This window comes from Scytonema sp. PCC 10023, assembly GCF_963920835.1.
Classification (GTDB): Bacteria; Cyanobacteriota; Cyanobacteriia; order Cyanobacteriales; family Nostocaceae; genus Kalymmatonema.
This window is the reverse complement of record NZ_CAWUDP010000005.1, coordinates 146405-159516: the sequence shown is the minus strand read 5'-3', so window position 1 is coordinate 159516 and position 13112 is coordinate 146405. Positions and strand designations below refer to the sequence as shown.

Below are 13112 nucleotides of genomic sequence, written 5' to 3'. Positions count from 1 at the left end.
AATCTTTAAATATCAATTTAACCTCCAAGATATTAATATTATCTCGAATTTCTATCCGGACAGCGTGGCAAATCGGCTGAAACCTTTTTTTGAGGATACAAGCTGCTGTCAACAAGACATTATCTTTGGCAAGGTAAATTAGACGGCTCCCATCCCTTTGTAAAACTACCTATGATTGAATCACGTTCCCGTATCTCTTGGGGAACGCTTTGTACTTAGAAGGGTGCGCAGGGTGCGCCTGTGGCGTATAGGAAGAAATAGGTAATTTTGCACTGGTAAGGGATTAAACCCTTGGTTCAGTAAGCTTTTAAGCAACTTTTCACTTCGTCAGACTTACATTTAGTACAATCTGATGCTTTTCTACACGCCATTATTTCTATTCCTTTTTCTTCCTCTCACCCTGGCGACTGTTCTGACGATGCGCGCTCGCTGGCGAGAGTTTGCTTTGTTGTGTTGGAGTGCTGCCTTTTATTTTTGGGGTGAGCCGCGATTTTTTTGGATTACCCTGCTCTCAACAATTGCTGATTACTTCATTTGTCAGCAGATATTTAACTCGCAAGGTACTCCTACTGCACGTAATTATATGGCGTTTGGCGTGATGCTTAACGTCATGATACTTTTATACTTTAAATATATCAATTTCTTCCTCGACTCAATCAACGCGATCCTCAATTTTGTAAGACTTCCATCTGTTCCATTGCTCAATATCGCGTTGCCGATCGGAGTGTCGTTTCTCGTTTTCGAGAAGATGACTTATCTGGTCGATGTTTATCGCGGACATAGTAAGCCTGCGCCCTCACTGCATCGCTACCTACTATATGTTCTGCTTTTTCCAAAATTGCTTGCAGGACCGATTGTCAAGTATCGCGATATCGAAGCTCAATTGATTGAGCAAAACTGGACTTGTTCTGGTTTTTTCGAGGGATTCGAGCGGTTCCTACTCGGACTTGTCAAGAAAGTCCTTCTTGCTGACACCTTCAGTGAAGTCGTCAATGAAGCGTTTGCGATTCCGCCACAGCACCTTGGGTTTACATCTGCTTGGCTGGGTGTTATTTGCTTTACCCTACAAATTTATTTTGATTTCTCTGCCTACTCGGATATGGCGATTGGGTTAGGGCGGATGTTCGGCTTTCACTTGCTTGAAAATTTCAATATGCCCTACATCGCAACCAGCTTTACCGATTTTTGGCAGCGTTGGCATATTTCGTTATCAACTTGGATTAAGGAGTATCTCTACATCCCGCTGGGTGGTAATCGTAAAGGTACGTTAAGAAGCTATTTCAATCTTGGCTTTTGCTTTTTGATATCTGGTTTATGGCATGGTCCCAACTGGACATTTGTCTTGTGGGGGGCGTATCACGGATTGTTTGTGGTTGTGGACAAATTATTCTGGCTGAATTTCAGCAAGCGATTGCCTAGCATGATTAATCTTCTTCTCACGCTGTTTTTTATCATGATTGGCTGGGCCTTATTTCGTGCTACTTCGATCGCACAGTTTAGTGGATTCGTTCATGCAATGTTTAGTACCAGCAAAGAAGGAGCAGTTATTTTTCTCACTGCAAACGAATGGACAGCGATCGCAGTTGGTTCCATCTTGAGTTTGGTTCCGGCTGTGAAGCACTTCGATGCAGCCATGACTGTATGGCGATCTTTTAAGGCAAGTCGTTTGGTGGAAAGCTTGGCACTTAGTGGGTTTGCGCTCATCGCTCTTGGTAAAACTATGGCAGTGACATTTAATCCATTTCTTTACTTTCGCTTTTAATTGTCGAACTCACGTGATTATGAAGAAACTGGAGCGGCTTGTCATCGGATTCGTCTTTGTCGTATTGTGGCTACCACTTAGCTTGCAAGCTTCCAAAGTAACGAGTGATAAAGTGAGGATTTGGGTTGAGTCGCTCGAAGGTTCAGCCTTAGAGGGGATGCAAAACACAGTTGTCACACCTAAGTTTACGTGGCAAAACTTGATGTCGGGAGCTTTCCAGAAGCAAGTCGAAGCTTCGCTGAATGAGCAGATACCTCTGCGTAGGCACGTGATTAGGGCTACGAATCAACTCTACTACAGTGTATTCGCTAAGTCATATATGCAGGAAGGTTCGATTACGATAGGCAGAGGTGAGCAACTATACGAAAAGACGTACTTGATGAAGTACTGTAACACTGCTGGTATGAAGATTGTTCCCAACCAAGAGAAGAAGTTGGTAAAAGTATTTGAACAGCCGGCGACTTCCGACGATTTTGAAAAGTGGATCGGCGAACTCAAGGAAGTTGCCGATTTTTTCCATCGGCGTAATCAAACATTCATTTACCTGATCACACCGTCAAAGGCAGCTTATTATCCTGAGGACATTCCTGCTGGGTTCTATTGTTCGCCTGTCACGCCGCGAATTGAGTACCAAATGGCAATCAGTGTTTTGGGCAAGTCAGGTCTGAATTATATCGACGGTAGCAAGATTGTACTTGATGCGAAGGGAAAATATCCTGTGGAGTTATTCCCGCACACTGGAATTCATTGGACATCTCTCGCCGCCACGCTCACTACTCGCGAACTGCTTGCCAAGATTTCGCAGATTATAGGGCGTGATTTGCCGGGTATAGAATTTTCCCAGACCATTGATCGCAATCCCATTGGAAGTGATGTTGACTTGCTTCAATTATTGAATTTATGGCAACCTAACCGAGATTTTCCCTCTTCAAAGTTGAGCTTCAAAAAGTTGGATAGACAGCCGATTCGGTTGGCGGTTGTCGGAGGTAGCTTTGTCCACCAATTGATGCACGTTCTTGACAGATCTGAGATGTTTTGTCAAATGGATCACTACTACTACCTCCAAATCGAGCACATCCGATACCCTAGCAAAGGAGGGTGTGGAGTTGAACAAGAAGATCCAGGTTCTTATCAGGCATTGCTATCAGCACAAGTGATTGTTCTTGAAGAAAACGAAGCTAATCTTAGATCGCCGCACTTTCAACTGCTGAGGGCTGTTCTTCTCAAACAAGGTAAGTTGAACTAATCCCACACCGCTTGTTATTAGATTATTCTCCCTCACAGTTCACTCTCACTCCTCACGTAACAACCAAAAACCGGTGTAAGTCATCCCAGAATCATCGGGTTGCACTAACAAAAAATGTAATCCCCGGCTTTGCTGCTTGCGCTGTTCATAAGCTTTAGCAGCAACTCCTACTTGTTTATCTTCAAATGTGGCAACAATCCATCTATCCACTAAGCCAGCTTCTAAAACTAAACCATCAGGCGCGCCGACAATGTAGTTTACTCCTACAGGATGAACTTGTTGCAGCCACCGTGCCAAACGCATTGATTGTTTTCCACCATAAATGATGACACCGGGAACAGGTATTGTTGATGCTAAACCAAGATTGATCGGTAGGAGATATTCTGGCATTTCAAGAATTGGGATGGGGCGATCGCCAAATACCTCTACCACATCACCAGCAGTCAGTGAAGCAAAACGCCATTCTTCTCCCCAAAGATTTTCTGCTAATGGCATTGGGGGTGGTTTATCCAAAGATATAGGATATTGCTTTTCTTGCAACCACTGTTTTAATGCCAAAGTGCGGCGAGTTGGTTCCACAGAAATGCCTAAACTGCGTCCAGCTTGTTCTATTAAACTCAAAGACTGAGGACGAAACACCTGAATAACATTTGGCAGTTGTTCTCCAGCTGCTTGCTGAAGTTGAGAAGCAACCCAACTTGAACTTGCTTGCGACTGCGGACAAGTTGCCTGATACTCAAAGCTACGAGTTGCGTCACAAATCAACAACTCCCACATAACTTGTTCAGATGCTTCTGTCTGCGGACGACGATAAAAATCAGCTTGCCAGATTTTCATAGGACTTACGCATTAAGCAGATGTGTTGAATTTTGTAGGATAAAGGCGGGGCGGCTTTACACCCCCTACCTCCACAAAATATCACCTACATCTATCTCAAACCTGTTTCGTTCAGTAATTCCTCAATTCTAAGCAAACTCAAATGTTGTACGTTGGTGAAAACCATAGATGCTCCTGCATCTAGCAATTTCTCAGCATAGGCATCACGACGTGCTACTATTTGCTGTACATGAGGGGGTAAAACACCAACACCAATCCAAGTTCGAGAAGGTTCCCTCAAACGCGCCTTTTTCACCGTGTACATATCAGCTACCGTATCCCCCACATACACTACTGGCGTTAATTTGTCAATATTTTTACCTTTTTCTTGCTCGTAGGAGTCCAACAAGCGAACGGTAGCAAAAAGTCCAGTCGGATCTGGTTTACCTGGTGCATCTTCCATTGCAATTAATACTGGCGACTTCAAGCCGAGGCGCTTTTCCAAAATATAGGTAGCAGAAGCACGAGTCGCACCGCTAAAAAATCCCCAAGGAATCTCAGCTTTTGTCAGTTCCTCTAAGTAGCTAGAATGTAGCAATAAGGGTTCATTGCAGATATATCCCGTCCAATTTTGGGGGTCTGGTCCTCGATAACGCGATTGAAAAAAGGCAACAATGGCGTTGTAGTCGAGTTGCAATTGCTCGCGGGAGTAGGATTGAGTTTCAAAATAGCGGTAAATCAATTCTTGGGATGCTTCCCAATCATTATTCCAAGTGCCTTCGGACTTGAGCTGGTCTATGTCGAGTGGTGTTGGGCGATACGCTCCCTGTGTAAAATGCTCTACAGTATCTGCGATCGCTCGTCGATAAGAACCACCGACATCGCGCACAACGCCGTCAATATCAAAAACGACTATTGCTTTTGTTGAGGGTTTTTGGGTCATAGTTATGAGTTATGAGTCATGAGTTATTAGTCATTAGTCATTGTAGAGACGCGCTGTTTGAAGCGTCTGTACATCTTCATTAGTCAATAGTAATTTTGCTTATTTGGAAAGCTGGTAGATATTGCGTTAGAATAAGCGATCGCGGAGTGCGCCCTACGCCTCAACCAGGTTTCGCCTGGTTGCCCCCAAGCGAAGCTTTAGGGAGAGGGTTTCGCTAAAGTTACCCTGTGGGCGTGTACGCGCGATGGTGCTTTTCTCGCGCGCAAAGGGCGTCGCATATGTTAATCAGTGTTGCCTGGATACTCCAGGGGAGGTGTGATTGTCCAAGTTTATTTTGAAAATACTGTGGTTAGACGAAAACGTCGCTTTAGCAGTTGATCAAGTCGTAGGCAAAGGCACAAGTCCTTTGACTAAGTACTTTTTCTGGCCAAGAAATGATGCTTGGGAAGAGTTAAAAAAAGAGCTAGAGTCCAAACACTGGATTACTGAACTGGATCGGGTGGAATTGCTGAATAAAGCCACAGAAGTGATTAACTACTGGCAAGAAGAAGGCAGAAACCGCCCAATGGCTGAAGCTCAGTTAAGATTTCCGGAAGTTGGCTTTACAGGTAGCGCCTAAAGGTGTATAATAAACTCCCCTACTGTTGAACAAGCTCCCAGAGTTTGATGGTTTTATCCCTGCTGCCACTAGCAATCAGTTGTGCATTAGGGCTAATAGCAACGGTAGACACTGAGTCTACATGACCAGAGAGAGTTGCAACTTCTTGTTTTGTGCTGACGTTCCAAAGTTTAACTATCTTGTCTTTACTTCCACTAATCAGTGTTTTTCCATCAGCACTGAAAGCCAATGTGACCACCGACCAGGAATGGCCTGAAAGAGTGCCAATGACCTGACCAGTGTTTACTTCCCACAATTTAATAGTGTTATCATCGCTGCCAGTTACTACAACCTTACCATTGGGACTGAAAGCGACTGTCAAAACCGCCCATGCATGACCTGAAAGGGTACCTAAGAAGGTGTAGTATGGGCGGTTTTTCAATTCTCCCTTTGACCACAAGCGCATAGTTCTGTCAAAACTAGTACTAGCCAGAAGCTGACCGTCAGGACTAAACGCCACTGCACTCACCTGTAATTGGTGTCCAGTCAGCGTAGAGATTTCTTCTCCAGTCTTGATATCCCAAAGTTTGACAGTTTTATCCCAGCTACCACTAGCAAGTAGTTCACCATCTGGGCTGAAAGCGACTGATTTTACTGCATGATTGAACCCTCCCCGGTCGCGCATACACGGGGATTCACGCCACATCCACGTCTAGCTTGTCGCCCTTTTTGGCTATCTGGCGCTTAGGTTAGTAGCTCGTTGGAGACCCGCTCTGAGGGTGAATCAGGCAGCCTGCTTTCAGACGCGCTTACGGGAATTGCGGGTTAAATAACGTTGATGTGCCTCCAACAAGACTGGTTCCAGCCTCAGATACTGCTCTTTTGCATCTTGCAACACCAACTGATTCTGATTAACTGACCTACTCAAAAATGCGCTAAACAAGTCCTGGTGATGCTCTGGGACACCCGTTACATCGCGGTGAACTCGTTCTGACAACGTTTTTTTGATGCGACTACCGTCCAGATGAGTCTGAGATAGCGCTGTTTTCTGAGTAGAGAACTTTGTGAACGAACCTCCGGCTCTTTCAGCCTTAAGCTTCAGTTCTGATTGGACAAATCCTGGGGACTTAGCAGAGATGGCTTTCCCATATATTTTTTGCCATCCTTTAACTGAGACATTCTCAGTTTTTATGTGCTTGCCATGCCGCAAAACTTCGTTAACAACACGACGATTGCTAGTTTCAGCATAAGCGCGTGCGAGTAGCATTGGAACCAAAATGTACGCGCTCCGACTGATTCCTGTGATAACGATAAAATTTCTACCTTCTTCAATGTCGCATCAAAAGCGATAATTTAGTCTTTGAGCTTATTATTCCTGTGATAAACATTGTTATCACAGGAATAGACAGATTTGAGGACGACGGCTCAAACTCAATTACAGTAAGCATCTTGGGCTTAACGTACATTCCTGTTCCATTGCTACCAGAACCCCAAAGACCAAGATGAAACTAAGGGAAATTTAGAAGTTTGGAGTACTCAACCTTTATTCTTATGGGAGGGAAAAATGGAGGGAATAGAAGTACGCCATATCCGCAGCAAGAAATTAATGTGGCGTCAAACTTTGGACCCAACAACTCGCAAGACTATTTATCAGGGAGAGCCATTGCAACCAGGTGAAGATTACTTTTGGCGCGAGACACTTCCTCCGGAACAACTTCCTAGTCAGGTACCTTTTCGGATTATGGAGTCAGAAAAACGCGATCGCATCACTGGTGAGTTGAATAAACTGGAGAACAGGGAAAAAGAAGCTTCCGGAACCAGTGCAGAGAAAATTATTTTGGCACGAGTCGAATACTTTGCTAACCAAGGACTATGGTCGGATGCGCTGCGGGAAATTTATTCAGTGCTAGACTCAGTCCCAAATCCCTCTGTTGAGTTTAAACAGGGGATTAACCAAATCCAAAACAATGAATTCTGTTCTTTTAAAGCAGGTCAGCAAAAACTTGGGTTTGTGTTTTGGAAATAGCAGTTTACTCCCAGAAACTCAAACGATGCATCTCATCAGATAATGAAGTAATTATTTATCTGTGTTCTATCAGTGTTTCATGAGTGGTTCATTATTTCTTTGGTGTACCTTACTCTGGGTTGCAAACCGCTGTAATCATCTAACCCATTGAAGGACTGTAGCCATAGGCACGCCCTTCGGGTATGCCTATGGCTAACGCCACGGCTGAGTGCTTCGCACACGCTGCGCGAACGCCGAACGGCACGTCTACGACGAACGCAGTCGCTTGGGTCGGGAAACCCTCCTGCAGCGCTGCCTCACCGCTGCGCGTCTACGTTAAATTAGGTATTCTTTGAGCAGGAAGTAATTTTGGCTTTTGTTTAGATCCAAAAATCGAAATATTGTGGTGTTTCTGCTATTTGATTTTAGTGAAGCAAAATTGGCAGAACTAAGCAAATCAAGAGGTAGGGCATATACCCTACCTAGTAGCATTTAAACCAAACCGCCAGCAGCTTGAAAACGAGCGCGGGCGCGTTTGTAAGCCTGAGTTGCTTGGATTTGTGCTTGTCTGTCGTCTGGTTTTACCTGATTTAAACGGGTTTCTGCTTCGTTATAAGCAGCACGGGCTTCTTCTAGATTAATTTTGTCACCACGCTCAGCACCGTTTACCAGAATTGTGACTTCATCTTGTTCGACTTCCGCAAAGCCACCTGACAAAGCGATCGCCACCCAATCCTGATTTTTACTAGGACGTACTCGCATAACACCCGTATCTAGGGCGCTTAATAGTGGTGCGTGTCCGCTGAGAATACCAAGCTGACCAGTCGTGCTGGGCAAAACGACTTCTTCAGCCGCAGCATCCCACACTGTTTTATCTGGGGAAATTACACGAACAGTTAATGTCATTTGTCTTTTGTCACTTGTCCTGTGTCATTTGTCAGCTGCCATTTGCCATTTATCCTTAGTCCTTTGGATAAGAACTAAGGACTAAGGACTAAGGACTAATGACTAACCTTTGAGTTTTTCGGCTTTGGCGATCGCTTCGTTAATGTCGCCAACCAAGTAGAAAGCCTGCTCTGGCAGATCATCCAACTCACCAGCCAAAATCTTCTGGAAGCCTTTGATAGTATCTTCCAGCTTCACATACTTACCAGGAGAGCCGGTAAATACTTCTGCCACAAAGAACGGCTGGGACAGGAAACGCTCAATTTTCCGTGCACGCGCCACGATCAGACGGTCTTCTTCAGACAGCTCATCCAAACCAAGAATGGCGATGATGTCCTGAAGTTCCTTGTACCGCTGAAGAGTTGATTGTACAGCACGAGCGGTCTTATAGTGTTCTTCGCCAACAATGTTGGGTTGCAACATGGTAGAAGTCGAACCAAGTGGATCAACCGCTGGATAAATTCCCTTAGCCGCTAAACCGCGAGACAGTACCGTCGTTCCATCCAAGTGAGCGAAGGTGGTCGCGGGTGCGGGGTCGGTTAAGTCGTCAGCAGGTACGTACACCGCTTGAATCGAGGTAATTGACCCTTCGTTGGTAGAAGTGATGCGCTCTTGCAATGCACCTACGTCGGTTCCTAATGTCGGTTGATATCCTACCGCAGAAGGCATCCGTCCCAACAGAGCTGACACTTCTGAACCTGCTTGTACAAACCGGAAGATGTTGTCAACAAACAGTAGCACGTCCTGCTTGTTCACATCGCGGAAGTACTCTGCAATTGTCAATCCCGACAGACCAACCCGCATTCTTGCTCCGGGTGGTTCGTTCATTTGACCGTAAACTAGGGCAATCTTCGACTCGTTGAGGTTGTCTTTATTGATCACCCCAGATTCAATCATTTCGTTATAAAGGTCATTGCCCTCACGAGTGCGCTCACCCACTCCTGCGAACACGGACACTCCACCGTGTTGTGTGGCGATGTTGTTAATCAACTCCATCATAATGACGGTTTTGCCTACGCCAGCACCGCCAAATAGACCAATCTTACCACCACGCCGATAGGGAGTTAGCAAGTCAACAACTTTAATCCCGGTCTCAAACACAGAGGGTTTGGTTTCCAACTCTGTGAATTTGGGAGCATCCCGGTGGATGGGCAATTTTTCTTCAGAATTGACAGGTCCTCTATTGTCTACCGGTTCGCCAAGGACGTTGAAAATCCGACCCAGCGTGGCTTTGCCAACAGGCACACTGATGGGAGCGCCAGTATCAACGACTTCCAGACCACGCACTAAGCCATCAGTAGAGCTCATGGCAACAGTCCTGACTTGGTTGTCACCTAGCAGCTGCTGTACTTCGGTAGTAACTGAGATTTGTTGTCCGGCTTCGTTAGTGCCTGTGATGGTTAAAGCGTTGTAGATTGCCGGCATTTTACCGTTAGGGAATTTAACATCTACAACCGGACCAATGACTTGGGTAATGTAACCAACGTTTGTTTTTTCTGCAGTGGTGACCATGCTGAGCCTTAATAATTGAAGCTATCTTTCAGATAAGGTCAAGAAAGACATAAGATAAACGCCATCTCATCTTCAAGATTAGCACTGAACGATCCCCTCTATTACGCTTAAATTTCTCCTTAAGAATGAGGCTATCGGTTGGTAAGTAGGTTATGCTCTGTTATGGCTCGCTTGTGCGCCCCTATCAAACAACAAAGGCGGCTCTTGTCAATTTACCTCAGTCCCCACTCCCGATTTTCACGCGTAGATGCTCACCTTTGGGCATATGGCAATACCCAAACAGACTACTTTTTGGGCGATTGAGCAAAGCGCACCTGGAGCAGGCGATCGCCCGAATGCGGGCATCGAAGTGCGAGCGCTGACAACTAAAGTCATGAAAATACCGCATTACAAGAACTATCAGGGTGTTTGCGTCATTTCAGCCGCTCTTTTCAAGATAGCAACAAAATTTTTTCTTAAGTATACGCTCCACAGTTGGGACAAGTTTGGCTTGTTCCTTTGTGGTCAACTTTGGCGAAGTAAACTTGGCGTTTCCAAGATAGCCGTATCATAATGTTGATGAACTGACCTCACCCAGCATTATCAAGCGTGTTTATCCAACATTCCTTTACGCGTGACTTGCAAGTGATATTTTAAACAAATCTCATATGAGAACCGCTATAGCAGTCCTAAATCAGTTTGTATCAAATTATCAAAAATAATAGCGCCTCCCTGGACTACAGAAAAGCGCTACATTTATCGTTAGATTCAGGGATAAATAATACCTAAATACTTCCCTGAAGTTTATTATAAATTGATTATGATTTCATTTCTCAGACAGCACCCCTACGGGTTAACAGGTTCCACAAGAAAACAGCAACAATTGCACCAATAACGGCTACAGCAATACCGGGAATGCTGAGAGTAGGAGCTGCCAAGGTCAAGGTACCTGTGGTAAAGAAGAGGCCCAAACTACCGCCCACAAAAGCCCCAATAATTCCCAACAAGATTGTTCCTAAAATTCCACCGCCTTGATGACCGGGGTAGATAGCTTTAGCAATAGCACCAGCCAAAAGACCTAATACAACCCAAGCAAGAATGTTCATTGTTGTTACATTGAATGAATGTTTTGATTTGATAGTTACAGGTTAACAATTCAAATATTGGTATCCAATCTGTCAACAGAACTATTTATGAATGACCGAGAGGAATACTGGAATAGCTACTTATCTTAAGGCATATGTCTTAATTAAGATAAATAAAAAATTAAGAAAAAGCTCCTAGTTAGGTCTCATACTAGGGGCTTATCAATTCATTATTGCTTGGTAATTGCAGTATATGCATTTTTAATGAGATGTAGCCTCTACTTGAGGAATAAAGCTAAGGTTTAAACTGAGCTTTCTCTTAATAAGAAGATAATACATAGCAGTCCGGTTTGATTTGTGAAAAAATTTAAGTATCTTTCGGGTGGGCAATGCTCAGCAAAACCCAGATATAACCCAGATATATAGGAATCCGATTTGATTTTTGAAAAAGATTACGAGAGAATACGGAGGGGTAAATATGTCTAATAGCAAACAATGAGAAATCAGCATATACAGGATGCGATTGCCCAAGGGGCAGTGCCGGAGGCAATCGCAGAACTGCAAGAATTTATTGCTCTTCGCCCAGAAGCGCGTGAGGTAAGGAAAGCGTTGGCAGTGAAGCTAGTTTATCAAGGCTACTTGTACGAAGAGATTAAGACGATTTTAGATGTGTCACTAGGTTCGATAACAGGATGGAAACAAGATTACGAGCAACTGGGAATAGATGGACTGCGCTTAAATCATAAAGGAAGAAACAGTTACCTGAGTGATGAACAGCGAGAAGAAGTATTAAGTTGGTTGCAAACGAAAGATACTTGGGAACTTGGTGAACTCGAATATAAATTGGCTTTTGAATATGATGTAACTTATGAATCAAAACGAAGCTATTACGACTTATTTGATGCGGCAGGAATTAGTTGGAAGAAAAGCACAAAACTCAATCCAAAAGCCGATTCCGAAGCTGTGGCAATAAAAAAAAACAGATTGAAACATTGTTGGCAAGCCGACGACAGGAAATAGAATCAGGACTGTTGAGAGTATTGCTACTAGATGAGTGTCATTTACTCTGGGGAGATTTAAGTGGGTATGTCTGGGGAAAAACTGATCAAGAAATAGCAGTTCCAGTCGTCAATGAGCGAGACAAACAGACCTACTATGGAGCGGTTGACTATCTCCAAGGAGAAGTACTTCTTAAAGCATATGACGCAGGTAATTCAGAAAATACGATTGATTATCTACGTTATTTATTAGCCCAGTCACCTAACCAACAATTACTTATTTTTTGGGATGGTGCTTCTTACCATCGTTCCCATCTTGTCCAAGGCTTTTTAGCCGAGGTAAACCAAGGTTTACCTGAAGAACAATGGCAAATTCACTGTGTCCGCTTTGCTCCCAACTGCCCATCACAAAATCCTATTGAGGATATCTGGCTGCAAGCAAAAACTTGGGTTCGACGTTTTTGTGCTTTGCTTCCAACATTCTCTCATTTAAAGTGGATGTTTGAGTGGTTTATCAGAAACACTGCCTTTGATTTTATGTCTCTCCAGATGTACGGAGCTTTTTCAAAAATCAAATACTAGTCCTATAGTAGGCATTGCCCACGCTACGTGGATTTCAAAAATCTGCGGAGGAATCCTATAGCAGTCCTAAATCATTCATAAAGATTTTCTCCTCCTATGTTGGCGTCCTAGCCTACGGCACACCCTATGCCTGCGGCACGCGGCTTGGGCGAACTGTCACGCTGCTTTGTTGGCATAGCCTGTCCGCAGGACTTACGCAGTCGCCTGCTGTCGGGAAACCGTTCGGCTGAGCGCGGTTCGGCTGAGTTCACCGTCGAAGCCTCACGGCGAAGCCCTCCTGCATACCTAATTCTTTTGCATAGTCTGCTAGCTTCATGTCAGGTTCATCCTTGAAAGGATTATACCTGACTATATTAGACTATATTTTGTGGAAAGTTTTTTCATACCAATTCCCCATGAAGATGCACTTAATATTAGAAAAGGAACCGCCAAGAAGCCAACAACGCGCCCGGAACAGAGAAATATTTATTAAGTGCTTTCTTTATAGAGAATTGGTATTAGTGGGTGAAATTAAACATAAAATGCGCTCTTGGTTCGTAGTGAGCGCTGTCTTCGCTCAAGGCAATGGTTTTAAGGGCTAAAGCCCTTACTACAAACTTTCGTTTTTTATTTACACCTACCTACTTATGACTTTTTATCAC

The 13112-nt window shown here is 44.2% G+C and carries 13 protein-coding genes and 1 pseudogene; 7 read left to right on the top strand and 7 right to left on the bottom strand.

Annotated elements, in window-relative coordinates:
* Positions 1–418: 418 nt before the first annotated feature.
* Positions 419–1762: an MBOAT family O-acyltransferase gene (locus tag ACM0OZ_RS05210; RefSeq protein WP_414581750.1), complete on the top strand. Its 1344-nt coding sequence runs from the start codon at positions 419–421 to the stop codon at positions 1760–1762.
* Positions 1763–1781: 19 nt separating this feature from the next.
* Positions 1782–3008: an alginate O-acetyltransferase AlgX-related protein gene (locus tag ACM0OZ_RS05205; protein WP_414581749.1), complete on the top strand. Its 1227-nt coding sequence runs from the start codon at positions 1782–1784 to the stop codon at positions 3006–3008.
* A gap of 45 nt (positions 3009–3053) precedes the next feature.
* On the opposite strand, the gene ACM0OZ_RS05200 is transcribed toward ACM0OZ_RS05205, so the two are convergent.
* Positions 3054–3845, bottom strand: coding sequence for a Tab2/Atab2 family RNA-binding protein (locus tag ACM0OZ_RS05200; RefSeq protein ID WP_414581748.1), 792 nt, complete (start codon positions 3843–3845; stop codon positions 3054–3056).
* 91 nt (positions 3846–3936) lie between these two features.
* Entirely contained in the window at positions 3937–4767 is an 831-nt protein-coding gene (locus ACM0OZ_RS05195) for a TIGR01548 family HAD-type hydrolase (RefSeq protein ID WP_414581747.1), read from the bottom strand.
* A gap of 319 nt (positions 4768–5086) precedes the next feature.
* Between ACM0OZ_RS05195 and ACM0OZ_RS05190 the strand changes: the two genes are divergently transcribed.
* Entirely contained in the window at positions 5087–5386 is a 300-nt protein-coding gene (locus ACM0OZ_RS05190; RefSeq protein WP_041040380.1) for a 30S ribosomal protein PSRP-3, read from the top strand.
* Positions 5387–5405: 19 nt separating this feature from the next.
* On the opposite strand, the pseudogene ACM0OZ_RS05185 reads toward ACM0OZ_RS05190, so the two are convergent.
* Together ACM0OZ_RS05185 and ACM0OZ_RS05180 are read right to left on the bottom strand one after the other, a co-directional pair.
* Positions 5406–6035, bottom strand: a pseudogene (locus ACM0OZ_RS05185) (WD40 repeat domain-containing protein); the annotation flags it as partial.
* Between the two features lie 129 nt (positions 6036–6164).
* The gene (locus tag ACM0OZ_RS05180; RefSeq protein ID WP_414581746.1) at positions 6165–6632 is read right to left on the bottom strand and encodes a hypothetical protein; all 468 of its coding nucleotides are present in this window, start codon (positions 6630–6632) and stop codon (positions 6165–6167) included.
* A 297-nt stretch (positions 6633–6929) separates the two neighbouring features.
* On the opposite strand from ACM0OZ_RS05180, the gene ACM0OZ_RS05175 reads away from it, so the two are divergent.
* Positions 6930–7391, top strand: coding sequence for a hypothetical protein (locus ACM0OZ_RS05175; protein WP_414581745.1), 462 nt, complete (start codon positions 6930–6932; stop codon positions 7389–7391).
* A gap of 471 nt (positions 7392–7862) precedes the next feature.
* On the opposite strand, the gene atpC is transcribed toward ACM0OZ_RS05175, so the two are convergent.
* Together atpC and atpD are read right to left on the bottom strand one after the other, a co-directional pair.
* On the bottom strand, positions 7863–8276 hold the full coding sequence (gene atpC, locus ACM0OZ_RS05170; RefSeq protein ID WP_041040376.1) for an ATP synthase F1 subunit epsilon: 414 nt from the start codon (positions 8274–8276) through the stop codon (positions 7863–7865).
* A gap of 102 nt (positions 8277–8378) precedes the next feature.
* Positions 8379–9827 (bottom strand): F0F1 ATP synthase subunit beta, encoded by a 1449-nt coding sequence (gene atpD / locus ACM0OZ_RS05165; protein ID WP_414581744.1) that lies wholly within the window; start codon positions 9825–9827, stop codon positions 8379–8381.
* Positions 9828–10092: 265 nt separating this feature from the next.
* On the opposite strand from atpD, the gene ACM0OZ_RS05160 reads away from it, so the two are divergent.
* Entirely contained in the window at positions 10093–10380 is a 288-nt protein-coding gene (locus tag ACM0OZ_RS05160) for a hypothetical protein (RefSeq protein ID WP_414581743.1), read from the top strand.
* Positions 10381–10639: 259 nt separating this feature from the next.
* Here ACM0OZ_RS05160 and ACM0OZ_RS05155 read toward each other — a convergent pair whose 3' ends face one another.
* A complete protein-coding gene (locus ACM0OZ_RS05155; protein ID WP_414581742.1) occupies positions 10640–10912 on the bottom strand; it encodes a GlsB/YeaQ/YmgE family stress response membrane protein in 273 nt (90 codons plus the stop codon).
* Between the two features lie 474 nt (positions 10913–11386).
* Between ACM0OZ_RS05155 and ACM0OZ_RS05150 the strand changes: the two genes are divergently transcribed.
* Together ACM0OZ_RS05150 and ACM0OZ_RS05145 are read left to right on the top strand one after the other, a co-directional pair.
* A protein-coding gene (locus ACM0OZ_RS05150) for an IS630 family transposase (RefSeq protein WP_414581741.1) occupies positions 11387–12471 on the top strand; the annotation gives its coding sequence in 2 pieces (ribosomal slippage) (positions 11387–11861 and positions 11861–12471; 1086 coding nt in all).
* 126 nt (positions 12472–12597) lie between these two features.
* On the top strand, positions 12598–12804 hold the full coding sequence (locus ACM0OZ_RS05145) for a hypothetical protein (protein WP_414581740.1): 207 nt from the start codon (positions 12598–12600) through the stop codon (positions 12802–12804).
* Positions 12805–13112: the final 308 nt, after the last annotated feature.

Bases quoted from the DNA above. Each gene is read 5' to 3' on its own strand.
- ACM0OZ_RS05210 (WP_414581750.1), top strand. From the start codon at position 419: ATGCGCGCTCGCTGGCGAGAGTTTGCTTTGTTGTGTTGGAGTGCTGCC.
- atpD (WP_414581744.1), bottom strand. From the start codon at position 9,827: ATGGTCACCACTGCAGAAAAAACAAACGTTGGTTACATTACCCAAGTC.
- ACM0OZ_RS05175 (WP_414581745.1), top strand. From the start codon at position 6,930: ATGGAGGGAATAGAAGTACGCCATATCCGCAGCAAGAAATTAATGTGG.
- ACM0OZ_RS05145 (WP_414581740.1), top strand. From the start codon at position 12,598: ATGCCTGCGGCACGCGGCTTGGGCGAACTGTCACGCTGCTTTGTTGGC.
- ACM0OZ_RS05195 (WP_414581747.1), bottom strand. From the start codon at position 4,767: ATGACCCAAAAACCCTCAACAAAAGCAATAGTCGTTTTTGATATTGAC.
- ACM0OZ_RS05155 (WP_414581742.1), bottom strand. From the start codon at position 10,912: ATGAACATTCTTGCTTGGGTTGTATTAGGTCTTTTGGCTGGTGCTATT.
- ACM0OZ_RS05180 (WP_414581746.1), bottom strand. From the start codon at position 6,632: ATGCTACTCGCACGCGCTTATGCTGAAACTAGCAATCGTCGTGTTGTT.
- ACM0OZ_RS05200 (WP_414581748.1), bottom strand. From the start codon at position 3,845: ATGAAAATCTGGCAAGCTGATTTTTATCGTCGTCCGCAGACAGAAGCA.
- ACM0OZ_RS05205 (WP_414581749.1), top strand. From the start codon at position 1,782: ATGAAGAAACTGGAGCGGCTTGTCATCGGATTCGTCTTTGTCGTATTG.
- atpC (WP_041040376.1), bottom strand. From the start codon at position 8,276: ATGACATTAACTGTTCGTGTAATTTCCCCAGATAAAACAGTGTGGGAT.
- ACM0OZ_RS05160 (WP_414581743.1), top strand. From the start codon at position 10,093: ATGGCAATACCCAAACAGACTACTTTTTGGGCGATTGAGCAAAGCGCA.